The sequence below is a fragment of the Segetibacter sp. genome, from assembly GCF_025963695.1.
In the GTDB taxonomy this organism is placed as follows: Bacteria; Bacteroidota; Bacteroidia; order Chitinophagales; family Chitinophagaceae; genus Segetibacter.
The window spans coordinates 44,286-67,663 of the sequence record NZ_JAOQAH010000063.1 but is presented as its reverse complement, the minus strand read 5'-3'; the positions used below and the strand labels follow the sequence as shown (position 1 = coordinate 67,663).

At 40.4% G+C, this 23,378-nt stretch carries 18 protein-coding genes; 11 read left to right on the top strand and 7 right to left on the bottom strand.

The genetic code is table 11. The annotated features are described in order from the left end of the window. Positions 1–8 precede the first annotated feature (8 nt). The 3 genes from JWR87_RS10740 to JWR87_RS10730 all read left to right on the top strand — a co-directional run bounded on the left by JWR87_RS10740 (position 9) and on the right by JWR87_RS10730 (position 3,163). Positions 9–917 carry a sugar phosphate isomerase/epimerase gene (locus tag JWR87_RS10740; protein WP_297819532.1) on the top strand — a complete coding sequence of 303 codons (909 nt, stop codon included), beginning with the start codon at positions 9–11 and terminating at the stop codon, positions 915–917. Positions 918–1,145: 228 nt separating this feature from the next. Beyond that, positions 1,146–2,864: a GMC family oxidoreductase gene (locus JWR87_RS10735; protein ID WP_297819529.1), complete on the top strand. Its 1,719-nt coding sequence runs from the start codon at positions 1,146–1,148 to the stop codon at positions 2,862–2,864. 101 nt (positions 2,865–2,965) lie between these two features. Further along, a complete protein-coding gene (locus JWR87_RS10730) occupies positions 2,966–3,163 on the top strand; it encodes a hypothetical protein (protein WP_297819526.1) in 198 nt (65 codons plus the stop codon). An 81-nt stretch (positions 3,164–3,244) separates the two neighbouring features. Here the strand turns inward: JWR87_RS10730 and JWR87_RS10725 are convergent, their stop codons facing one another. Then, positions 3,245–3,844, bottom strand: a complete 600-nt coding sequence (locus JWR87_RS10725) for a NifU family protein (RefSeq protein WP_297819523.1) — start codon at positions 3,842–3,844, stop codon at positions 3,245–3,247. Positions 3,845–4,122: 278 nt separating this feature from the next. Here JWR87_RS10725 and JWR87_RS10720 point away from each other — a divergent pair, with 278 nt between their 5' ends. Next, on the top strand, positions 4,123–5,316 hold the full coding sequence (locus JWR87_RS10720; RefSeq protein WP_297819520.1) for a Gfo/Idh/MocA family oxidoreductase: 1,194 nt from the start codon (positions 4,123–4,125) through the stop codon (positions 5,314–5,316). A 150-nt stretch (positions 5,317–5,466) separates the two neighbouring features. On the opposite strand, the gene JWR87_RS10715 is transcribed toward JWR87_RS10720, so the two are convergent. The 3 genes from JWR87_RS10715 to JWR87_RS10705 all read right to left on the bottom strand — a co-directional run bounded on the left by JWR87_RS10715 (position 5,467) and on the right by JWR87_RS10705 (position 12,127). Beyond that, positions 5,467–7,344: a sugar-binding domain-containing protein gene (locus JWR87_RS10715; protein ID WP_297819517.1), complete on the bottom strand. Its 1,878-nt coding sequence runs from the start codon at positions 7,342–7,344 to the stop codon at positions 5,467–5,469. 262 nt (positions 7,345–7,606) lie between these two features. Continuing rightward, positions 7,607–11,047, bottom strand: a complete 3,441-nt coding sequence (locus JWR87_RS10710) for a ThuA domain-containing protein (RefSeq protein WP_297819514.1) — start codon at positions 11,045–11,047, stop codon at positions 7,607–7,609. A 324-nt stretch (positions 11,048–11,371) separates the two neighbouring features. Beyond that, on the bottom strand, positions 11,372–12,127 hold the full coding sequence (locus tag JWR87_RS10705; protein ID WP_297819511.1) for a ZIP family zinc transporter: 756 nt from the start codon (positions 12,125–12,127) through the stop codon (positions 11,372–11,374). Between the two features lie 248 nt (positions 12,128–12,375). On the opposite strand from JWR87_RS10705, the gene JWR87_RS10700 reads away from it, so the two are divergent. Then, the gene (locus tag JWR87_RS10700; protein ID WP_297819508.1) at positions 12,376–13,107 is read left to right on the top strand and encodes a DNA-formamidopyrimidine glycosylase family protein; all 732 of its coding nucleotides are present in this window, start codon (positions 12,376–12,378) and stop codon (positions 13,105–13,107) included. A 346-nt stretch (positions 13,108–13,453) separates the two neighbouring features. On the opposite strand, the gene JWR87_RS10695 is transcribed toward JWR87_RS10700, so the two are convergent. Continuing rightward, complete coding sequence (locus JWR87_RS10695; protein ID WP_297819505.1) at positions 13,454–13,732, bottom strand: hypothetical protein; 279 nt, start codon at positions 13,730–13,732, stop codon at positions 13,454–13,456. A gap of 361 nt (positions 13,733–14,093) precedes the next feature. Between JWR87_RS10695 and recA the strand changes: the two genes are divergently transcribed. Continuing rightward, the gene (gene recA, locus JWR87_RS10690) at positions 14,094–15,098 is read left to right on the top strand and encodes a recombinase RecA (protein ID WP_297819502.1); all 1,005 of its coding nucleotides are present in this window, start codon (positions 14,094–14,096) and stop codon (positions 15,096–15,098) included. 69 nt (positions 15,099–15,167) lie between these two features. Here the strand turns inward: recA and JWR87_RS10685 are convergent, their stop codons facing one another. Beyond that, positions 15,168–15,992 carry a purine-nucleoside phosphorylase gene (locus tag JWR87_RS10685; RefSeq protein WP_297819499.1) on the bottom strand — a complete coding sequence of 275 codons (825 nt, stop codon included), beginning with the start codon at positions 15,990–15,992 and terminating at the stop codon, positions 15,168–15,170. Between the two features lie 106 nt (positions 15,993–16,098). Between JWR87_RS10685 and JWR87_RS10680 the strand changes: the two genes are divergently transcribed. From JWR87_RS10680 to JWR87_RS10670, 3 genes are all read left to right on the top strand, one after another. Then, positions 16,099–16,434, top strand: coding sequence for an arsenosugar biosynthesis-associated peroxidase-like protein (locus tag JWR87_RS10680; RefSeq protein ID WP_297819496.1), 336 nt, complete (start codon positions 16,099–16,101; stop codon positions 16,432–16,434). A 203-nt stretch (positions 16,435–16,637) separates the two neighbouring features. Then, positions 16,638–17,258 (top strand): TIGR04282 family arsenosugar biosynthesis glycosyltransferase, encoded by a 621-nt coding sequence (locus JWR87_RS10675; RefSeq protein ID WP_297819493.1) that lies wholly within the window; start codon positions 16,638–16,640, stop codon positions 17,256–17,258. Between the two features lie 24 nt (positions 17,259–17,282). After that, positions 17,283–17,753, top strand: a complete 471-nt coding sequence (locus tag JWR87_RS10670; RefSeq protein ID WP_297819491.1) for a GNAT family N-acetyltransferase — start codon at positions 17,283–17,285, stop codon at positions 17,751–17,753. Positions 17,754–17,805: 52 nt separating this feature from the next. Here JWR87_RS10670 and purN read toward each other — a convergent pair whose 3' ends face one another. Beyond that, the gene (gene purN / locus JWR87_RS10665) at positions 17,806–18,414 is read right to left on the bottom strand and encodes a phosphoribosylglycinamide formyltransferase (RefSeq protein ID WP_297819485.1); all 609 of its coding nucleotides are present in this window, start codon (positions 18,412–18,414) and stop codon (positions 17,806–17,808) included. Positions 18,415–18,654: 240 nt separating this feature from the next. Here purN and JWR87_RS10660 point away from each other — a divergent pair, with 240 nt between their 5' ends. Next, positions 18,655–19,920 (top strand): c-type cytochrome, encoded by a 1,266-nt coding sequence (locus JWR87_RS10660; protein ID WP_297819483.1) that lies wholly within the window; start codon positions 18,655–18,657, stop codon positions 19,918–19,920. Between the two features lie 96 nt (positions 19,921–20,016). Next, entirely contained in the window at positions 20,017–23,337 is a 3,321-nt protein-coding gene (locus JWR87_RS10655; protein ID WP_297819480.1) for a TAT-variant-translocated molybdopterin oxidoreductase, read from the top strand. The last annotated feature ends 41 nt before the right edge of the window (positions 23,338–23,378 follow it).

Sequence of the window (23,378 nt, the reverse complement as noted above, 5' to 3'; positions counted from 1 at the left end):
ATGTACAAATGAATTCACGAAGACAATTTATCAAAGCATCAGGGACTTTATCAGCAAGTGTGCTTCTTAATAATGTGACTAATCCGGAAAGCGCAAATCTTGAATTTTTTTCTTCAAAGGTTCCTTTGTATGGTCATCTTTGGGTGTACGCAAGCAGGTATCCGCCAAATTGGGATTGCACTCCTATACTGGACGAAGTGTTTAGCGATTTGAAATATGCCGGTTTACAGGGAGTGGAACTGATGGAGATTATTCTTCGTAATGAGGGATCTGTTACCCGGTTGAAGGAGTTGGTACAGAAGCATTCTCTTCCTGTTGTAGGCACTTCTTATAATGCGGATATGTGGGTGAAAAGTAAACACAGTGAAATTTTAGAAGATATTGAACTTGTATTAGAGCGATTACACGGAGTTGGTGGAACGATGCTCGGCATTACAGTAGGGGATGCAAAACACAAAAAGACAGAAGAGGAATTGGATGCCCAGGGAGAAATATTGAAAAAAATAATAGTTGTTTGTAAAAAAAACAGCGTACAGGCAAATCTTCATAATCACACTTTCGAGGTAGTAGATAATCTTCACGACCTTAAAGGAACCATTGCAAGAGTGCCGGAGCTGCCATTAGGCCCCGACTTGAATTGGTTGGTAAGAGGAGGTGTTGACCCGGTACAGTTTATAAAAACATATGGCCATAAGATGGTCTTCATGCATATTCGTGACCAGGACGCAAGTGGAAAATGGACAGAAGCGGTTGGTGAAGGGGTAATGGATTTCCCTGCAATTGCTAAGGCTTTAACGAACATACATTACAAGGGAAAGGCGGCGATAGAACTGGCTTTTGACAAACCGGCCATTAACCCTGTGAGAGAAGACTGGAAAAAAAGCAGGCAATACGTGAAGGGCGTGTTTGGGTGGTAAAATGGCTTCAACGGGCCAGCCTTGTTTGCTGCCGTCTCACAAATCATAACCTATATATTTATCCTACCATTTTAATTGTTGTCAACATGTAGTCTGCCCTGCTGCCTATTGATAAAAAAGTACAAGTGAGTGACACAACGATGTGAAATCGGAGCAATAAAGCCGGACTAAAAACAATCTTTACTTTTAGAATTTATCTTTCGAAACAAATAAAACAAACCCGTAATAATGGGATTTACTGACTCTTCGACGGCAAATATCAACTCAAAGGGGGTACAACAAAATACCTTCGATGCTATTGTTATTGGTTCAGGAATGTCTGGCGGATGGGCTGCAAAAGAGCTTTGTGAAAAGGGATTAAAGACATTAGTGCTCGAGCGCGGACGTAACATAGAGCATATAAAAGATTATCCTACAGCTACGCTTAATCCCTGGGAATTAGAACATAGAGATACGCTGACCGCCCAGATGGTTAAGGAGAATCCTATAGTTAGCAAGTGCTATGCTTTTACCGAGGCAACCCAACAATTTTTTGTAAAAGACAATGAGCATCCGTATGAACAGGTAAAACCTTTTGACTGGATCAGAGGTTACCAGGTTGGTGGCAAGTCTTTAATGTGGGCAAGATGGACGCAGCGTTGGAGCGATTTGGATTTTGAAGCTAATGCAAAACAAGGTATTGCCATAGATTGGCCGATAAGGTATAAAGACATTGCGCCGTGGTATTCATATGTAGAAAAATTTGTTGGAATTTCTGGTAACAGCGACGGTATACCGCATTTACCCGACGGCGAGTTTCAGCCGCCAATGGAAATGAATTGTATTGAAAAGCACTTGAAAGGTGTAGTTGAGTCCTCTTATGAAAACCGGCATGTAATCATCTCGAGAACGGCCAACCTGACGAAGGGTTTGAACGGGCGCGGACCATGTCAGTATAGAGATAAGTGCGCAAGAGGATGTCCTTTTGCCGGATATTTTAGTAGTGTGTCCGCATCGCTGCCAGCAGCAAGGGCGACTGGTAATCTTACGCTTCGTCCTTTCTCGGTGGTACATTCCATTATCTACGATGCCGAAAAAGGCAAAGCGACAGGCGTTAGGGTAATTGACGCTAATACAAAGAAGATGACGGAGTATTATGCAAAAGTTATTTTTCTAAATGCAGGTACAATAAATACTGCTTTAATATTATTGAACTCAAAGTCGCCTCAATTTGCTGGTGGCTTGGGAAATACAAATGATGTTCTTGGTCGCAATTTGATGGATCATAATTACCGTGCTCATATCCAGGGATTTTATGACGGTTTCCAGGACAAGTATTATTATGGCAGGAGGCCGGCGGGCATATATATTCCACGGTTTAGGAATATTGGCCAAGATGTTCAGAAAGATTTTATAAGAGGATTTGCATTTGCATCTTCAGGATCGAGAAGTAATAGCAATGTTACAGATGCAACCATCGGTGCTGCTTTTAAGGAACAGCTGACAGAGGCAGGACCTTGGAGTATGTGGATGACTGGAATGGGTGAATGCCTGCCTTATCATGAAAATAAAGTAACCTTAAACGAGCATAAAAAAGATGCATGGGGGATGCCTACTGTAGTGGTTGATTGCGAATTTAAGCAGAACGAATTAGCGATGCTAAAAGATATTATGGAAAGTGGCTCCGAAATGCTTGAAAAAGCTGGCTTCAAAAATATCAAGGCTTCTGATTCTGTTTACCCACCTGGTTTAGGTATTCATGAAATGGGAACAGCACGGATGGGCAGGGATTCGAAAACATCTATCTTAAATGGTAACAATCAAATCTGGGATGTAAAAAATGTGTTTGTTACAGATGGTGCATGCATGACATCAAATGCCTGTCAAAACCCTTCACTTACATATATGGCGCTTACTGCGCGTGCTGCAAATTTCGCAGTAGAAGAACTAAAGAAAGGAAATATTTAGGGAAATGAAGCGCGTATGGTTGTGAACATTTGTTTGTGGTTTATTGCCTGTTTGCAAAATTGGTTGGCACAGGATTAGATTACATATCAGAAACAAACGTTATGAATGATAAAGAACCAGATCCAAATCTCCAGTCTCCGCAGGAAGCGAATACAACAAAACATATAAACTTTTTGGAAACAGAAGAAGCTGGCGATACAAGTACAAGTGGAGGAACAGATAACAATGATAGTCCTACAAAAAAGGCGTGGGAGGAATTAAGGAATGACAATAAGAAGCAGCAAAACGCTCAAGAGTAGCGTTTGGGTAAGAGCATAAGCAAAAAAATAACGCCCTTTTCGAGGACGTTATTTTTTACTCTATTAGATTATCTAAAAGAACTATTCAGCTTCTGCTACTACTTCTTTTACTTCTGGTATCATGCGCTTCATCATACCTTCAATACCCGCTTTTAGGGTAATCATACTGGATGGGCAACCGCTGCAACTTCCCTGAAGCATCAGGTTAACAACACCATCGTCGTAGCTTTTAAACTGTATCGCTCCACCGTCCATTTCTACAGCAGGCTTCACGTAGTTTTCCAAAAGCTCCTTTATACGTTTTACGACATCGTCGTCGTCTGCACTAATATTGTTGGTAGCATCAGACTTCTGCAAAACAATCTCATCCTCATTTATTACAGCACCGCCGTTTTCGAGGTAGTCTTTTAAAAACTGTTTGATTGTTGGAATAACATCTTGCCAGTCTTCAGTCTCTGCTGTTTTCGTAAGCGTTACAAAGTTGCTCGCTATAAAAACGCTCTTTATAAAAGGAAAGCTAAATAACTCTTTTGCCAAAGGAGAAGGGCCTGCGAGACTTTCATCAGCAAAATCAATGCTCTTTCCTGGATATAAAAGTTTGTTTGCAACAAACTTCATAGTCTCAGGATTAGGAGTCATTTCTGTATATATACTTATTACGGGATTACCAGTCTTAATCATGTCTTTAAAATTTATTCGCACCCAAAGGTAAGAAACACTATGGAGATTAAAAGGAATAGGGCGGTCCTGTCTGCAACAGAAATCTTAAAATTTCTTAATTCGAAAGCTTTTGTAATCACTTGTATGGAGAACAGGCCTGATGTTAATTGAACTTGGAATATAGCGGGGGTTACTTTTGGAGTAATTCAATAGGTGGTTATATAAGATATTGCTACTTTAGCTTTTAGGCTTTACAAGTACTTTTTTTGAATTGGATAATTTAAACAAACTAAAAATCTATGCAACGAATTGCTATGCTTGGCTCTGGTTTTATTGGACGTTTTTATGCCGACTCTTTACAAGGATATCGCAATAAGGATAAGATTGTAAGTATTTTTTCCCGACGCGAAGAGTCTGTAAAAAAGTTTGCAGCCGATTATAAAGTGGCACATACCACAACCAATATGGAGGAAGCTATTGCTCATCCAGATGTTGATATTGTTTGTATCTCTCTTCCTAACAACCTGCATGAAGAAGCGGTAATGTTATGTTGTAAGCATAAAAAAGCAGTCATGACAACAAAGCCACTGGGGCGAAATGCTGCAGAAGCCAAACGCATGCTGGAAGCAGTCGAAAGCGCAGGAATATTCAACGGCTACCTCGAAGACCTTGTATATACACCGAAGTTTTTAAAGGCCTATGAAAGTGTAAAAAACGGGGCACTTGGCAGAATACTTTGGGCAAAGTCGAGAGAGACTCATCCTGGCCCGCATAGCGACTGGTTTTGGGACATTGAACAAGCCGGTGGCGGTTGCATACTTGATTTAGGTTGTCATTGTGTGGAAATTACCAGGACTTATATTGGAAAAGATATTAAGCCTGTAGAAGTAATGTGCTGGGCTGACACACAGGTAAAACCAATAGATGCGGAAGATCATTCTATCGCTTTGATAAAATACGAAAATGGCGCAATTGCACAGTTTGAAGTAAGCTGGACCTTCCGCGGAGGACTTGATCTTCGTGATGAAGTGATGGGTACCGAAGGAACCATTTGGTCGAACAATTTTATGCGTACGGGTCTTGAAATGTTCACAACAGGTAAAGGTGCCGATTATGTTTCGGAGAAGGCCGAAAGCAATACGGGCTGGTTGTTCCCCGTGGGGGATGAGTTGAACGAACTTGGATATAACCACATGTTTATGGACATGTTCAACTCCCTGGAACAAGGCAATCAACCAAAAGAAAGTTTTTATGATGGATATATCGTAAATGCTATTTTGGATGCCTGCTACAAGTCTGCAAAAAGTAAACTTTGGGAGCCGGTTCAGCTAGATATTTGGAGAGGGAAAGAAGGGGTTTCTAAAGACAGTCATCTGATAGAATACGATGCGGACCATTACCTGGTTAAAGAAGAAATGACTCATTATGGTTTAAAGAAATTAATTCTAAAAAACAAGCAAACAGGTAAAATTTTCGAAAAGGAAGAAAAGTAGCCGGTTCAATAAAACGGGGCGGCTGTATTAATACTAAAAAACAGCTCCTACAATCGATTAAACGATTCTCTCTCTCTCTCCAATAGGGATCCAAATAAAAGAGGCTGTCTCATTAGTTTTGAGACAGCCTCTTACTTTATATTAATCTTACTATTTGGCAGAAGCTGTTGAAGCCTTAATCGTTACCAAAGTAGGATCGTATAATTTGCTATGAATTGCCTTTAATTTTTCAGGCGGCATTTTAATTACCTTCCTGTCGTAAGTCATTAAACCATTTACTTCTACTTCTACGTCTGTTGTTTGGGTATACACTGCGGCAGACAATCCTCTCTTAATTAACCTTGGCAATCGGTCTATAAACGTTGCATACCTGGCATAAAGCTCGTCCTGGCTTTTAAAATTCTGGTATCCCCAGTTGTTTTTATCCTGCCAGGTATGTCCGTCCAGCGGCAATCCTAGTCCACCAAATTCACCTAAAACAAGCGCTTGTTTTGAGCCAAATAACTCTACGCTGGGCATTGCCGGCGAGGGATAATTGTGCAAATCCATAATTTGCGCTTTAGCGAAAAAGTTTCCACCACTTGCGCCATTGACCAACCTGCTCGGATCTTTTTTCGTCGTCCATTCGCTTATCTCCTCCGTTTTAAATTGTCCCCAAGCTTCATTAAAAGGCGTCCAGATTACTATACAAGGAAAATTATGGAAGGCGTCCATTATGGCTATCCATTCTTTTCGGTAAATCGCTTCTGATGCTTCTGTACGTTCCATGTCCTCACCCACACCTTCTATGCCGGGCCTTGACTCCCATTTTGCACCAAGGTCGCCGCTTGGCATATCCTGCCACACTAGCATTCCCATTTGGTCGCAGTAAGTGTACCATCTTGCCGGCTCTGTTTTTACATGCTTGCGAATCATATTAAAGCCAAACTCTTTGGTCTTTACTATGTCAAATTTCAAAGCAGCATCTGTAGGTGCTGTATACAGTCCATCGGGCCACCAACCCTGGTCAAGTGGACCGTATTGAAATACAAACTGGTTATTTAGTAAAATCCTTTTTACCCCATTTACATCGGTTCCTACAGAAATTTTGCGCATGGCAAAATAGCTCTGTATTTCATCAATTACTTTGTTATTTCTAAGCAGGGAAACTTTTAAATCGTACAAATGCGGTGTTTCCGGCGACCACAATTTTGCGTTTTTAACCTCCAAAACAGCTTCTGAACCTCCGGCCAGTACCTGCTCCGCTACTTTCTGTGTTCCATCCCAGGCAGATATTCGTACTTTGTCGGTAGGCAAAAGCTTACTTAATTGAGTTGAAACCGAAAGGGTTTGTTTGTCAATGTCAGGTGTTTGTTTGGTGGAAACAATATACGTTTTAGGCACGGGTTCTAACCATACCGTTTGCCAAATTCCTGTAACTGCCGTATACCAGATACTGTTAGGGCGTTTTACTTGTTTGCCTCGTGGTTGAGGTCCATCATCTGTTGGATCCCACACTCTAACAACGAGTTCCTGGGTTGAACCTTTTTTAAGGTATGGGCTGATATCTATTGAAAAAGGATCATAGCCTCCCTGGTGGCTTCCGGCCAGCTTTCCATTTATAAATACATCACACAACCAGTCTACTGCCCCAAAATGAAGGAGCACATTTTGTTTATTATATTTTGAAGGAATAGCGATTTGTCTTTTGTACCATAAGACACTATCCTTTCCTACAGTTTTGCCTACTCCGGACAGTGCGGACTCGACTGCAAAGGGAACAAGAATTTTTCCATCGTAAGTGGTGGGAGCGGTTTCCTGTTGCTGTTTTGGAACAATAGAATAGTCCCATAAACCATTCAAATTTATCCAGTTGCTTCGAACCATTTGAGGCCTTGGGTATTCCGGTAGCGGCTTCGCCGGATTAACACTGTCTACCCATACAGTCGGTATTTTATTTTTTCCTACCTGCCAGTTTAAATCCTGGGCAGAAACGATGGAAATCTGAGTGAATAATAATAGAACGGCAAGCAATAATTTTCTGTTCATCTATTTATTTTTAAAAGTGAGTGGTAATTACATCAAATCATTCATTTCGAAGTCTTCTTTCTAAATTCGTTTACGGTGCAATTTGGATAACAAAATTATCGACAAAAATGTAAAGTAGTGATTGGGTAAAGTGAATAAGATAGTTCTTTCTATAAAAAGCAAAAGACATAAAGGAATAAAGTGTAACTACTTTTTTCCTTTATGTCTTTTGCTTTCTTATCTCAACCTAAAGAGGAAGCTCCCCTTTTTTCTAAGCCTTGTATTATCCTCCAAATTGTACAGACATAATTTGTGCCTGCAGAGGCTCTTTGGAAGCCGCCTTAGAAACAAAGTAAACAGTATGAGTCTTGCCACCCGCAACAGCTTTAATTGGTATACGAATAGTAGCAGATTGCTGACCCGCCTTGGGAGTAAGACCACCCTCGCCTAGCAATGGGCCAGTAGGACTATCGAGCCTTGCCTCAAATTGCAAAAGAACTTCAGGCGCTTTTCGCCAACCTGTAGCAATGGTTGCATTTGTAACACCAGTAAGGTCAATGTTGTCAAGAGCAAACCAGCCGCCCCCCTGGGGTATCATCATTATATTCGTGCTGTTGTAGTTTATTGAGGTAAAACCCTGCATTTTCTCCGATCCTTTAAAAGTAATGTTATTACTTTTTAAAGCGATCGTAGTCTGCCCGGTCAAAGCCTTTATGTTATTGCCACCCTTGTCTGTGTAACTAGCAGACAACAGCATGGTAGCAAGTGGTTTAGAAGGCGCTGGAGTAATTGTTCCTACAGCGGGCAAAGATTTTGCCGCTGCGGATTTATTTGCAAGCGAAAGTATCCAACTTACAATCTGATTTGCATCCGATGCCGGAAGTTGAGGATGGGCCGGCATTGAAACCTCTCCCCATACACCCGCGCCCCCTTTGATGATTTTCTGGGTCAGGTAATTCGTTGCGTTACGAGTCTTCTGGTATTTCTCCGAAACTGCCATGTATGCAGGGCCTATAGATTTTTCATTTTCCTTGTGGCAGCCTTTACAATCAAGAGAAAGCATTAAATTTTTGCCGCTAATAGTCGCTGCACCTTGCTGGTGACCCATCGTTGATGCTGCCTTGTCGTAACCCTCCACATATTCAACAGACACAAACAAATTTGCAGGGTCAATTTTTACCGGAAGATTATTATCTGTTACAGTAACTGCATATTTGATAGGCCGACCAGGTATATAAAACGATTTATTTGCGCCTATCAATTTAATTGATACTTTGGGTTCATCATTTCCTGCATACACTCCAAAGTCGTCACTTCTTGTTGTAGCACCTTGCGCGTCCTTTACATAAACCCTTAATTTATAATCACCCGCCTCTTTATAAATATAGTCTGTTGTAGGGGTCGTGGTCGTCTTCGTAGTTCCATTACCAAAGTCCCATGTATAAGACAGTTTTTCTTTTTCAGGGTCTCTTGCAACCACCGTTGCCTTAATTAGGAGAGGTAATTTACCTGACGTTTTGTTTACGTTAAGCTTAGTGATTCTCGGAGCAATATTGCCGGCATTATAATCAATACGAGATAAAGCAGCGTCCTCATTTTTAGCAAACCAACCTGAGCCATATTCCAATAAATACAATCTTCCATCCGGGCCAACTTCCATATCGATACAATTACGCAACTTCGTATGCTCCATAAATGGTTCCATTTTATCAAAGTCTCCATTTGGTAACATCGTTACGGCTTTCATCCACCCGCGTATCCAATCGTACATAATCAGCTTGCCATTATAGTATTCTGGCAAACGCGTTCCCGCAGGAAACATGTCAGTGTAATAAACTGGTCCGGCCATTGCGTTTCTACCTCCGCTGCCTAGTTGTGGAAACTCTGCCGACACACCATAAGGATACCAGATAAATGCAGGAGAGACAGGTGGAAGGTCTCTTAAACCTGTATTGTTTCTTGAATTGTTGACAGGATGAGCCGGATCGAATGCAGCACCGCTTTTACCTGTTGCATAATCATACTCACGATAAGCATAATTATTTCCTACGAACAGTGGCCAGCCAAAGAAACCAGCCTTGCGCGCCTGGTTTAATTCGTCATATCCACGGGGACCTCTTGTAGCAAAACTATCGTTGTTTGCATCCGGACCTACTTCACCCCAATACAAGTTGCTGTTTTTCTGATCTACAGAAATACGATAGGGGTTCCGGTTTCCCATTACATAAATTTCAGGTCTTGTTTTCTCTGTTCCCTTAGGAAACAAGTTGCCTTCAGGAATTTCATAAGTACCATCGTCTTTAACTCTGATACGCATAATTTTACCACGTAAGTCATTAGTGTTACCTGAAGACCTTCTTGCATCATACTGCATTTTACCCGGAAGGTCATTCAGGGGTCCGAAGCCGCTATTTACATATTGAGCTTTAGGTTCATTAAAAGGCGTAGAATTATCCCCTTGCGATAAGTATAATAAACCATCGGGTCCAAATGCAATGGAACCACCTGTATGACAACAGATCTCGCGTTGTGATTTAACTTCCAAAATGGTTTTTTCGCTGGCGTAATCAAGGGTATCATTCTTAAATGTAAATCTTGACAAACGGTTAACCGAAGAATCAATAGGGCTGTAATAAATGTAAATCCAATTGTTCTTGGCAAAATTTGGATCCTTATTAAGCCCAAGCACGCCCTCTTCCGCATTCACGCCTGGTATGTTCGTTTTCCAGTAAACATTCAAAAATCCAACTTGTTTTACATTTTTTGTATTGTTGTCATACATCATAATCTCACCTCTCCGTTGGGCGATCAGGATGTTGAAATTTGGAAGGATAGTCATTTCTGTCGGCTCAAAGAAAACACCTTCTGCAAGCGTAGTCTTTGCAAACCTGTCTTCTTCCGGCGCATATTGCGACGTTGCTTTTGAGTAAGACAAACTCACGTTGTCTCCAATTGCATACTGAAGGCCTCCAAGCAAATGCTTTAGGTATAATGGATCTGTGTAAGACTCTTCAGTGTGGCCAAGCGCAGTGTAAAAAGCGCGTCCTCCGTCAAAATCATGGTACCAGGCCATTGGGTGGGTGCCCATTTTTTTACCACCATTATAAGTGCTCTCATCCAAAGTCATCAGCACTTTTGTATCTGGCGCTAACTTTTTAAAGCTGTAAAACTCATCAGTCCGTTTCCACTGCGTTGGCAGGTGTTTAGTAGAAATGTGACTTTGATCCACCACATTAAACACACCTTCCTGCACATTACGGGCCGTATCAAATATACCGGGATGGTCATAAAAAAAACCACCTACAAGGCGGCCGTACCATCCCCAGTCATACTCCGTGTCCGTTGCAGAATGTACCCCCACATATCCTCCACCTGCCTGGATATATCTTTCAAAAGCAACTTGCTGCCGGCTGTTTAAAACATCACCGGTAGTACTCATGAAAACGATTGTAGCGTAATTTTTTAAATTTTCCTCCTCGAATTTTGACCCATCCGTAGTTGTATCTACATCAAAATTATTTTCTGTACCCAGCTTTTTAATGGCGGCAATTCCATTAGGTATCGAGCTATGGTGCCATCCCATTGTTTTACTAAAAACCAATACTCTTGGCTTATTCGCCCTCTTACCAAATGAAATCAAAATCATTGTAATAACTAAAAAAGGTATAATTAAAGAATACCTTAACCTTGAGAATACACCAGAAGCTTGTCTTAATCTTTTCATTGCAAAACAGCGTTTTTTTAAATATAGAAGGAAAAAAACTAAAGTTAAGAGAACTTATGATGCGACTTTTAAATTTTCAAATAATTGTTATATCGTGCTGCTTTTTATGGCGACTTTCCCCTATTTGTCTGTTTTCTTTATGTTTTATACCAGCTAAGGTTCGCTATTTTACATCCTTGCGTCGCATTTCTTTCATCTTAACATCGTTGGGCAACTTCAGTTTCTATTACCAATACGCGTAAAAAAACGGACCGTTTCCATTTCAGCTGTCGACGACAAGCCCAGGGGAAGACCATCTCAAAAAATTTTTCTTGGGGCAACGTTTTAGGCCAGTTTGGTGAGTATGAAGGCGGATAGAAAACCTAAAACAGTGATAAGGCCAGCATAGTTATGTACTTCTTCAAACGCTTCAGGTATCATTGTATCAGCCAGCATCGAAAGTATTGCACCTGCAGCTACTGCAGTTGTAGCTGCAATAACTTCCTTGCCAAACCCGTCGAAAAGTACGTAGCCACAAGCTGCTGCTATACCTGATACGATCGCTATTGCAGACCAGAGCATGAAAACATATTGAGAAGATCGCCCGGCCTTTTTCATTCCGGATGCACTTGATAAACCTTCGGGAACATTGGAAAGGAAGATGGCCACTACTGCAACCATACTTACGGCCCCACCGCCTATCATGCTAACACCAATTACAATTGATTCCGGTATCCCGTCAAGTAAGGCGCCTAATGCAATGGCATTCCCGCTTCCTTCCTTTTCGCTTTCAGTTTTCTGCTGATTACCTGACCTCTTCCTATGTTTAGCACCTTTCTTTGATATGAGAATATTAGCTATTGTGTAAATCAATGAGCCCCCCACAAATCCTATAGATGTAGAGTCGAACCCACCACTTTTATAAGCTTCATCCATTAAATCAAAAGACAAGGCAGATATAAGGACTCCACTGCCAAAAGCCATAATCGCTGCAATGAGTCTTTGAGGAATTTGTAAGAAATAGCCGAAGCCTGCACCAATTACTAAAGCTGATCCTGAAAGCAGTCCCCACAATCCGGCTTTTAGCCACATTGGTAGCATATAAGGGTTTTATAGAAATGCTTCAAAAAACCATTCCAATAGAAACTATGGAAGCTTTAAATTGAAGATCGTGGGCCGATGAAATTATAAGCAATGATTCTCTGTATTTGGAATTGAAACACTTGTTCCAGTCATTAGCTAGGGCCATTATATAATGTAAAAAATAATTAGGAGCATGTTACACGCAATCGTAACAATTAAAAGGCTAATGGCTTGGGTTTTGAATACCTCAAAGCAAAGTATTTACTATGCCTGAAGGCCCTTCGATTGTGATATTAAAGGAATTGGTTCAACCTTTTAAAGGCAAAAAAATTATATCGGTTGAAGGTAATAGTAAGCAAGATATTCAAAGACTTGCCGGCCAGAAAGTAATAGATTTTACAAGCTGGGGTAAACATTTTTTGATCTGTTTTAAAGGCTTTGCAGTCCGCATACATTTTATGCTTTTTGGTTCTTATCGTATAAATGAACAAAAAGAAAGTAAGGCCAGGTTATCGCTTCAATTTAAAAAGGGTGAAATTAACTTCTACGCCTGCTCGGTTCAATTTGTGGAAGATGACATCGACTTGGTGTACAATTGGACCAGCGATGTAATGAATGATAATTGGGATGCGACGGCGGCAAAGCAAAAGTTGATTGAGCAACCTTCTATGCTGGCTTGTGACGCGTTGCTTGATCAACAAATTTTTTCGGGGGTTGGTAATATTATTAAGAACGAAGTGCTGTTTAGGATTCGGGTCCATCCGGAAAGTGAAGTAGGTAGGTTGCCGATACAACAAATGGAAGAATTAATATCCGAAGCAAGAAATTATAGCTTCGATTTTTTAGAATGGAAGAAGAATTACGTTTTGAAAAAGCATTGGCTTGCTTATACAAAAAAAACCTGCCCTCGCTGTAATATTCCACTCATCAAAAAATTAGCTGGCAAAACAAAACGACGAACGTTTTTCTGTACCAACTGTCAGGAACTTTATAAATAACTCAACAGAATCTCTATTAAAAATTGAATGAAAAGTTGGTACAAAATTTTCTATTGGTTGCTTATACACTAAAAATTGCTAATATGATAATGGGAGTCTTATTTGCCGTGGTGGTGATAATAATAGTTATCGTTTACGTTGCCAAAAATGTGAAAAAGAAAGACCAGGGAAATAGACCCGGTGCTTGAGGCAGGCTGTCTTGTTTTTTTATTCTTTGCTGGAATAGTAACAAACTAACACATCGAAACATAAATAACATATTACCATGAAACCGGGTGATGAATGGATCTATCACTCATCGTCACCCTGTTATTATTATCTCAGCCCCGGTATCTTAGTAAGATTATTACTGTTTACTCTTACTACTATCTCCACCGGCTTTATAGCTTCTGTTAGTTCCCTCAGTTGCAGAATTTACATTTTGTTTTGAAGTAGACGGGCTTGAAGATGTGTCACTCATATTTGCGCTTGCCTGGCCCTGGGGATCGTCATTCGAGTTATTTAGGTTCGTTTCGTTACCAGACTGATTAAAGGTTGTTGAGTCAGCATCGCCGGTCGCCCTGTCTTCAGGGTTTGCACAAGAAGTCACATACATTAAAAAGGCCATCACGATTAGCTTTTTCATAAAGTCTGTTTACAGGATTATAATAATTCTTAGATCTTTAAAAACTGCAATAGTTCTGCCATCCCTGGTTTACAAGCTTTATATAATACTGCTTTGATTACTTTTCTCTACAGACAACTAAATCGTGCCTATTCATCTTATTAATTAGCGGTAATTACGCCTATAGTAAAGTTTTTTAAAAATGAGACAGATGACGAAGCAAGCAATGTGGTACAAGGGAGTGACACAACAATGGTTAATATTGAACCAATGCTTGTTTAATAAAACCAAAAATATTAGTTCTATTACTAAAATAATTAGTGTTAATAACTTAATTACTATACCTTTACCTATTCAATAATTTTGACAAAAATATAGCTGCATGAGTAATTCGGATAAGTTGAAGGCCCTGAAGCTGACAATGGACAAGATTGATAAAGATTATGGGAAGGGTAGTGTAATGATGATGAATGAGAGGCCTAACGAGCCTCATGAAGTGATTTCTACAGGATCAATAGGACTGGATGTAGCACTCGGAATCGGCGGTTTACCTAAAGGAAGAATAGTAGAGATATACGGGCCAGAGAGCAGCGGTAAAACAACTATAGCTATTCATGTAATTGCAGAGGCTCAAAAGAAGGGTGGAATGTGCGCGATAATAGATGCGGAACACGCTTTTGACAGTGCTTATGCGCAAAAACTAGGTGTTGATGTAGATAATCTTTTAATCTCGCAACCTGATTATGGAGAACAGGCTTTGGAGATTGCTGATCGTTTAATTTTATCAGGTGCACTTGATGTAGTGGTAATTGACTCCGTTGCAGCATTGGTGCCAAAGAGTGAATTGGAAGGTGAAATGGGAGATAGTAAAATGGGGCTGCATGCCCGATTAATGAGCCAGGCTTTAAGAAAATTAACAGGTACTATTAATAAAACAAACACAATTTGTATTTTCATCAACCAGTTGCGTGAAAAGATTGGGGTAATGTTCGGCAATCCTGAAACTACAACCGGTGGTAATGCTTTAAAGTTTTATGCATCTGTTCGTTTAGACATCCGTCGAAGCGCTCAATTGAAGGATGGAGATGAGGCAATTGGTAACCATGTGAAAGTGAAAGTCGTTAAGAACAAAGTTGCGCCTCCCTTTCGTTCTGCTGAGTTTGACATCATCTTTGGAGAAGGCATCAGCAAAATGGGCGAAATAATAGACATGGGTGTAGAGCTTGGTATTATACAAAAAAGCGGAAGCTGGTTTAGTTATGATGGTAATAAACTTGGACAAGGCCGCGACACAGTAAAACAATTGATAACAGACAATCCTGAACTGGCTACCGAACTGGAAGCTAAAATAAGGGCTAAAATAGCTGAAGCACAAGTGGTTGCATAAACCTTGTACTTCTTGGCGATTAATAAGGTATATAAGCCGTCTCTTTATAGGGATGGCTTTTTTTGGCTGTTAACTTAATTCTGCTATGACAGCAGCAAACAACTCACTCAACTTTTTGTCCGCTTTTCCTGCAACAGCAATTATTTCCCTTATATCAACCGGCTTCAAATTATCAGGGTCGCATTCATCAGTAATTACAGATACACATGCACATGGAAGCTGAAGCTGGTTGGCAACAATTACTTCGGGTACCGTACTCATGCCCACCAGGTCAGCGCCTATAGATCGTATGTAACGATATTCTGCCCGCGTTTCCAGGTTAGGCCCAACTACAGAGGCATAAGTCCCTTCGTGTATAAATAAATTTTTCTCCCGTGCTTTTTGTAGTATTAAGTTATTTAAGTTCTTATTGTATGGCTGGCTCATATCCGGAAATCTATTGCCGAACTCGGGCAAATTCAATCCCCTTAATGGGTTCTCTGGTTGCAGGTTAATGTGATCGTCTAGCAAAACCAGGTGGCCTTTTTTAAAATTAGTATTAATTCCGCCCGCGGCATTACTTAGTAATAAATGTTTAACTCCAATTGCCTTCATCACCCTTATTGGAAAAGTGATTTGTTGCATCGAATAACCTTCATAGTAGTGAAACCTTCCCTGCATCGCCACAACTGCTACCCCGTTAATTTTTCCATATACCAGGTTGCCTTTATGAAACTCGACTGTTGACAAAGGGAAATTTGGAATGGCTTCATAAGCAAGGCTTTCCTTAATTTCAATGTGGTTCACCAGTTCAGACAACCCTGTTCCCAACACAATTCCAACAACCGGCTCTTTAAAACCACTTTCAATCAAAAAAGTTGCTGTTTCTTTTATCTGCTGCAGGTACTCGATCATCAGGTTTTATTTTTTGGATGGCAAACTAAACAAAATATTTTCCGGTATGTTTATACTCACTACTAAACATCTAAAAAAAGCGATAGTTTCATCCAAATACACAATTATGGCAAATTCGTATTACGACGCTACAGACCTTTCGAAATTTGGAAATATTACCGAATACCAGAAAACGATGGGTGATAAATTTTTCGGATGGTATGGTGAGGTTTTTAAAGACAGTGCGTTGACTGCTAAAGAAAAATCTCTAATTGCACTGGCGGTAGCACATGCAGTTCAATGTCCGTATTGTATAGATGCGTACAGTAGCGACGCTTATGAAAAAGGCTATAGTCAAGAGCAAATGATGGAAGCGGTACATGTAGCTGCAGCCATTCGCGGAGGCGCTTCATTGGTTCATGGTGTACAAATGATGAATAAGGTAAAGGAGATTGCGATGTGATTTAAAATAACGGCAAAGAAGAGTTGGTGGCCAACATTTGTTCATTGTTATTTCTGCCGTTGCGTCGCACCTTTGTACTTTTAGAGTACTATTGATCAATTAAACAATCCGGCTAAAGAAACGGTCCTCACAGACACACCGTATTTCATTTCTTTGTGCACCTTATTTCCTTCGTGTCTTAGCGGTTCGGTAAAAATATTCGAATGGAAAACGCACTAATCATATTTGTTCGCAACACAGAAAAAGGGAAAGTGAAAAGTCGTCTTGCCAAAGACCTTGGCGATGATAAAACCCTTGACATTTATAAGTTCCTCTTACGGCATACAAGAGACGTAGCCATTTCGTGTAATTGCAGTCACTTTGTTTTTTATTCATCGTATGTACACATTAACGATATTTTCGATGATGACCTTTTTACAAAATTTGTACAGGAAGGTGAAAACCTTGGGGAGAGAATGATAAATGCTTTTAAAAAGGTATTTGATTTAGGCTGTAAAAAAGTTTGTATTATCGGAAGCGATTGTTACGAGCTGCAAACCGAAATTTTAGTTGAAGCTTTTAAAAAACTGCAGATAGATGATGTAGTAATCGGACCTGCATCAGATGGAGGATATTATTTGTTGGGAGTAAAACAGCTGAATGAAGATTTACTGGCTCAGAAACAATGGGGAACATCAAGCGTGTTAGATGATACAATGGCTTCAATTAAGGAAGCCGGATTATCATATGCAGAACTTGCAGTTTTAAATGATATTGATACGATAGACGACTTGCTTCAAACAAACATCTTAACTTGGTTGAAAGAGGACACCTCCGGCCAATAATCTTTCTAAAGAAACGAATATTAAATGCTGCATATTCGAAAAATAATTTCTGACACCAACGAACTAAATATTGTAAGGGAATTATTCAAAGAGTACTCAAAAAGCCTCAATGAAAATTTATGCTTTCAAAGCTTTGATGAGGAATTAGAGAATCCTTTAAAAAAATACGGTGAGCCTAAAGGCTGCTTGCTGTTAGCGTACTTACATAACGAACCTGTTGGTTGTATTGCACTTCAACCTTTACCCGAAGAAGGAGTTTGTGAAATGAAACGTTTATACGTTCGTGATCAAATTCGGCGCCAGGGAGTGGGAGACGAATTGGTAAAAGGTGTTCTAAACGAGGCCGCAAAAAAAGGTTACAGAAAAATGGTTCTTGACACACTAGAAAGATTGCAGCCAGCTTTGAAACTATATACCAAATATGGGTTTGTAAATACTTCAGCTTACTATGAAAATCCTCTAGCTGGTGCGATATATATGGAGAAGGAGTTGTAATTCTGCTAACTTACTATCACAACTTTCAGCTTCCCTTGTCAATGTGCTCATGCTATATTTTGCTTACACATTCCTCTATTACTCTCGCAAAATTCTCATGTTCAAGTTGATGAATTTTTTCTGCTAAGGTTTCAGCAGTATCATTGGGTTCAATGTTACATTTCGCCTGGAAGATGATATCACCATTATCATAATGTTCATCAACATAATGAATAGTGATGCCGCTTTCAGTTTCACCGGCAGCAATAATAGCGTCATGCACTTTTGATCCATACATCCCTTTACCGCCATACTTTGGTAATAATGCCGGGTGGATATTAATGATTTTGTTTCTAAAATTTTGAATAAGCGTTTCGGGTATCTTCCAAAGGAAACCCGCGAGTACTATAAAGTTAATTGATGAATGTTGCAATTCTTGCAAATAACTATCGCCATTGAAAAAACGCTCTTTCTCAATTATCAAAACAGGGATTTGGGAATCTGCTGCAATTTGAATAACGCCTGCACCCTGTCTGTTACAAACAATCAGGTTAATTGATGCCTCTTTACTACCACGAAAATATTCAATAATCTTTTTCGCATTGCTTCCTGCACCTGACGCAAATATGGCTATTTGCAATAGGGAACGATTCTTTTGTTCGTGTAAAATATCTGTCGACATTATGTAAATATCACCCAATTTTTCGAGCAAGAAAAAGAGCTTAAAATCTTTAATAATTAGAACCGATTTTGCTTACAATTCAATGACAATCAAAATTTATTTTTTTTAGAAATCCTTTGAAACCCGCATGAACACTAGAAAAAATTTTTTTTACTATGTTGATAATATGTGAAGATCGTAACCTATTTTTGCACCCGTTCCCGGAGATTTTTCCACATCAAAGCACAACTTTTTGTGTATATGATTCAGCTTAGACGAGCAGTAAAAGCATTAGTAAGTTTAGTATTTATCATTTCTTGTTTATTTAGTAATAAAATTTTTGCGCAAGCCAATGGCCAGGCTTTATTTTCTGCAAATTGTGCAGCTTGTCATGCCCCTTATAAGGAGTTGACCGGCCCTGCTTTAGCGGGAGTGGAAGAGCGTTGGGGAGACAAAAAAAGGTTGTATGCCTGGATACGAAATAACCAAGCTCTTTTAAAGACAGGGGATAAGTATGCTAATGAGTTGTATTTAAAATACAACAAAACCCCGATGAACTTGTTTCCAAACCTTACAGATCCTGAAATTGATGCAATCCTTGCATATATAAAGTCTGTTCCTGATCCGAAAGCTGCTGCCCCTACAACGGATGGCCAAGGTGCAACTGCAACATCAGGAGAGGATAATTCTTTGTTATATGGTATTCTTACACTTGTACTCGCGGTAGTAGTTTTAATCTTGTTACAGGTTAATAGCAACCTGAAAAAACTATCAGATGAGAAAGAGGGACAGCCCGCTTTAGAGCCCGTACCTTTTTGGAGAAATAAAGTTTATATAGCAGTTATCGCAATTCTATTGTTCTGTGTTGGAGGTTACTTAACAGTAAAAGGTGCGATAGGGTTAGGGCGTACAAAGAACTACCAGCCTAGCCAGCCTATATACTATTCTCATAAAGTACACGCGGGTACTAACCAGATTAGTTGTTTGTATTGCCATGGTGGAGCCCAGGATAGTAAGCATGCTAATATCCCTTCTGTAAATATTTGTATGAATTGCCACATGGCTATTAATGAATACACGGGTAAGGATAAGATTTATAAAGAGGATGGAACAGAGGTCGACGGTACCGCTGAAATAAAAAAATTGTATGAATACGCCGGCTTTGATCCTAGTGTTTCCAAGGTTTGGGATCCTAATAAAGCAAAGCCAGTTGAATGGAACAAGGTTCACAGCCTGCCTGATCATGTTTATTTTAACCACTCCCAACACGTTAAAGCGGGCAAGGTTCAGTGCCAGACTTGCCATGGTGAAGTTCAAGAAATGGGTGTTGCATATCAAGCTGCTGAATTAAGTATGGGATGGTGTATCAATTGTCACCGTACTACCCAGGTACAGTTTAAAGACAACGGTTTTTATAGCATCTATCAGAAGTTTCATGACGATTTGAAGAACGGTAAGATTGATAGCACAAAAGGAATTACCGTAGAAAAAATTGGTGGAACGGAGTGTCAGAAATGTCATTATTGATTTGTCTGAAAAAGTTAGAATAATAGAATTAAGTTTAAAATAACAATAGAAAGGCTGCTGGTGACAACTGTCACTGTCAACGTCAACTAGTATATTATGGAGCAAAAAAGGTATTGGCAAAGTTTTGGAGAGCTAAATAAGTCTAACGCTTATCAATCCACTGCTAACGACGAGTTCCAGGAAGATTTGCCCTTGGTCGAAGAGGATAAAGGTGTGCTGGATGCAAGAACTCCACGGAGAGATTTTCTAAAATTTCTAGGATTTAGTACAGCTGCGGCAGCTGTTGCTGCCAGCTGTGAGATGCCGGTAAAAAAGGCAATTCCGTTTGTAAATAAGCCTGAGGATGTAATACCAGGTGTAGCTAATTTTTATGCTACAACATTTGTTCAGGACGGAGAGGTGATTCCGGCAATAGCTAAGGTTAGAGATGGCCGTCCTATAAAAATTGAAGGTAATGATCTGTCTCCTGTTACTCTTGGCGGTACATCTCCAAGAATGCAGGCTTCAGTTCTTGACTTATACGATACAAGTAGACTTAGAGTACCCTTTGCAAATGGCAAGGAAGTAAGCACGTTTGATGCGTTTGATAAAATGGTGGCAGCAGATATTGCTGGCTTGGGTGGCCGTCCGCTGGTATTGCTTACGAGCTCTATTACTTCACCTACTACAAGGCTTGTTATTTCGCAGTTTTTGGCAAAATTTCCTGGAAGCCGCCACGTTATGTACGATGCCGTTAGTTACTCAGGCATGTTACTGGCGAATGAAGCTACTTATGGCAGAAGGGCAATACCTTCTTATAATTTAGCGGCTGCTAAAGTTATCGTTGGTATAAATGCTGATTTCCTTTCTTCATGGGTTAGTCCGGTTGAATTTAATAAGCAGTATAGTCTTGGAAGAAAGTTAAATAAAAAGAAGCCGGAGATGAGTCGTCATATCCAGTTTGAAAGTTTAATGAGTATGACCGGGGCTAATGCTGATGAAAGATATCATCACAAGCCTTCTGATTCAGGTGCAATTGCCACCGCATTATATGTGGCTTTAGGTGGCGCTGCAACTGCACCTTCACTAGATCCTAAGCTTCAGCAGGCTATTCAAAAAACTGCTTCAGCATTAGCAAAAAGCAGGGGCGCGGCTGTTGTATTGGCAGGAAGCAATGATCCGAGTGTGCAAATTGTTGTTAATGGAATAAATGAATTAATTGGCGCAAACGGTACGACGATTAACTGGTCTTCTACCTACAACACTCACCAGGCTGTTGATGCAGATATTAATACATTGGTAAATGACATGAATGCCGGAGCAATAGGCGGATTAATCATTTATGAGGCAAATCCCGTTTATAATTATTTTAATAGTGACCGATTTGCTCAGGGTTTGAAGAAGGTTAAGTTTTCAGTCTCGTTTAACTCGAAGCTGGATGAGACTTCTCAATTGTGCAAATACGTTATTCCTGATCATCATTACCTTGAAAGTTGGGGTGATGCAGAGCTTCGTACAGGTAATATTTCACTGATTCAGCCTACGATAAATCCTCTATTTAAAACCCGTCAATGGCAGGATAGCTTGCTGAAGTGGAGCGGCGCGCCCACCGACTATCTTGGTTTTTACAGACAGTACTGGATAGCCCGCCTTGGAAGTGAAGCGAATTGGGATAAAGCGTTACAAGAAGGTGTTATCAACGCTGGTACAAGCATAAACACGGTCCTTACCAATATAACTTCTAATTCTCCTGATACTGCACGCAATGTTGGTGTGCCCGGTCTTGAAACAATTGCTGCGAACAGAGGTGGTGCAGCGGCGTTTAACGGAGGGGCTGTAGGAGGTGCAATAAATGCGATTGGCTCAGCGAAAAAAGGTGGAAATACAGAGCTGGTTCTATATCAGAAGGTTACTTTAGGGACGGGTCAGCAGGGCAACAATCCCTGGTTACATGAAGCACCTGATCCTATAACTAAAGCTACATGGGATAATTATGCTGTTATTTCCCCGGCAATGGCAAAAAGTTTGTTTAAAATAGATTTGGAGGACAATGGCCAGACCGACGACTACGAAGTACATCCTGAAAAGGAAGTAATGAGAGTTAGTGTAAATGGAAAAACCCTTGAACTTCCAATTATAATAGTTCCGGGTACCAATCCCAATACTGTTGGTATTGCTTTGGGTTATGGTCGTGGCACAGATGCTGCCACAACAGATGACGACGCGGATAAAAGGAAAGCATTAATTGAAAGTGCTTATACAAATATTGGTAAGGCCGGTGGGGCTGTTGGTAAAAATGCTTTTCCCTTCGTAACATTTAACGGGGTAACGAGAGATTATTTCATTCCTGCTGTGGAAGTTTCTAATGCAGGCTACCAGTATAAAGTAGCGCAAAGCCAAACTCACCAAAGTTATGAGGGCCGTACTGAAGTTATTTTAGAAACAACTTTAGCAACCCTAAGGAAGGAGCCGGAGATGTTTAGTGAGCGAAGAGAGGAGCTGCATAAAGATTACGCCCCTAAAGAAGGACAGAATTTCGAAAGAGATGCTACACTTTATCCTTTATTTCCTAAGCCCGGAATAAAGTGGGGCATGAGCATTGATTTGAATAGTTGTACAGGCTGCCAGGCATGCGTGGTAGCGTGTATGGCTGAGAATAATGTAGCTGTGGTTGGTAAGGAAGAGGTGGCAAGATATCACGATATGGCGTGGTTGAGAATTGACCGCTATTTTAGTGGAAGCCTCGACAATCCAAGTGTGGTATTTCAGCCGATGCTTTGCCAGCACTGTGACAATGCTCCTTGCGAGAACGTTTGCCCAGTGGCAGCCACTATGCATAGCAGTGAAGGAATTAACATGATGGCTTACAACCGTTGTATTGGCACGAGGTATTGTGCAAATAACTGTCCTTATAAAGTTCGTCGTTTTAACTGGTCTGATTATATGGGAGCTGATAGTTTTCCTGATAACCAGAAAGGAATTATTACGGAAGCTTCGGCTATGATGAATGATGATTTGACAAGGATGGTGTTGAACCCGGATGTTACGGTTCGAAGCCGGGGTGTGATGGAAAAATGCTCATTTTGTGTACAACGTTGCCAGGATGGTAAGCTAAAAGCTAAAAAGGAAAGCCGTCCTTTGAAATCAGGGGAGAATGGGGAGTTTGATGTGAAAAGTGCCTGTCAGCAAGCTTGTCCTACAGATGCCATTGTTTTTGGTAATGTAAATGATAAAAAAAGCGCGGTTTATCAGCATCGCGCTGATAACCATGATCGTTTGTTTTATTCTCTTGAGATGATACATACACTGCCTAATGTCAGCTACCTGGCCAAGGTTAGAAATAGTGATGCAATTGTTCATTTAGGTGAAGAGGAAGCGCAGGAGACAATAGGAGGTCAGGAAGGAAAGAAAGAGGAAAAGATGGAAGGCGTTCATTAGAGATCTGACAGTACAAGAGTGCGACGCAACAGATGTCGAAT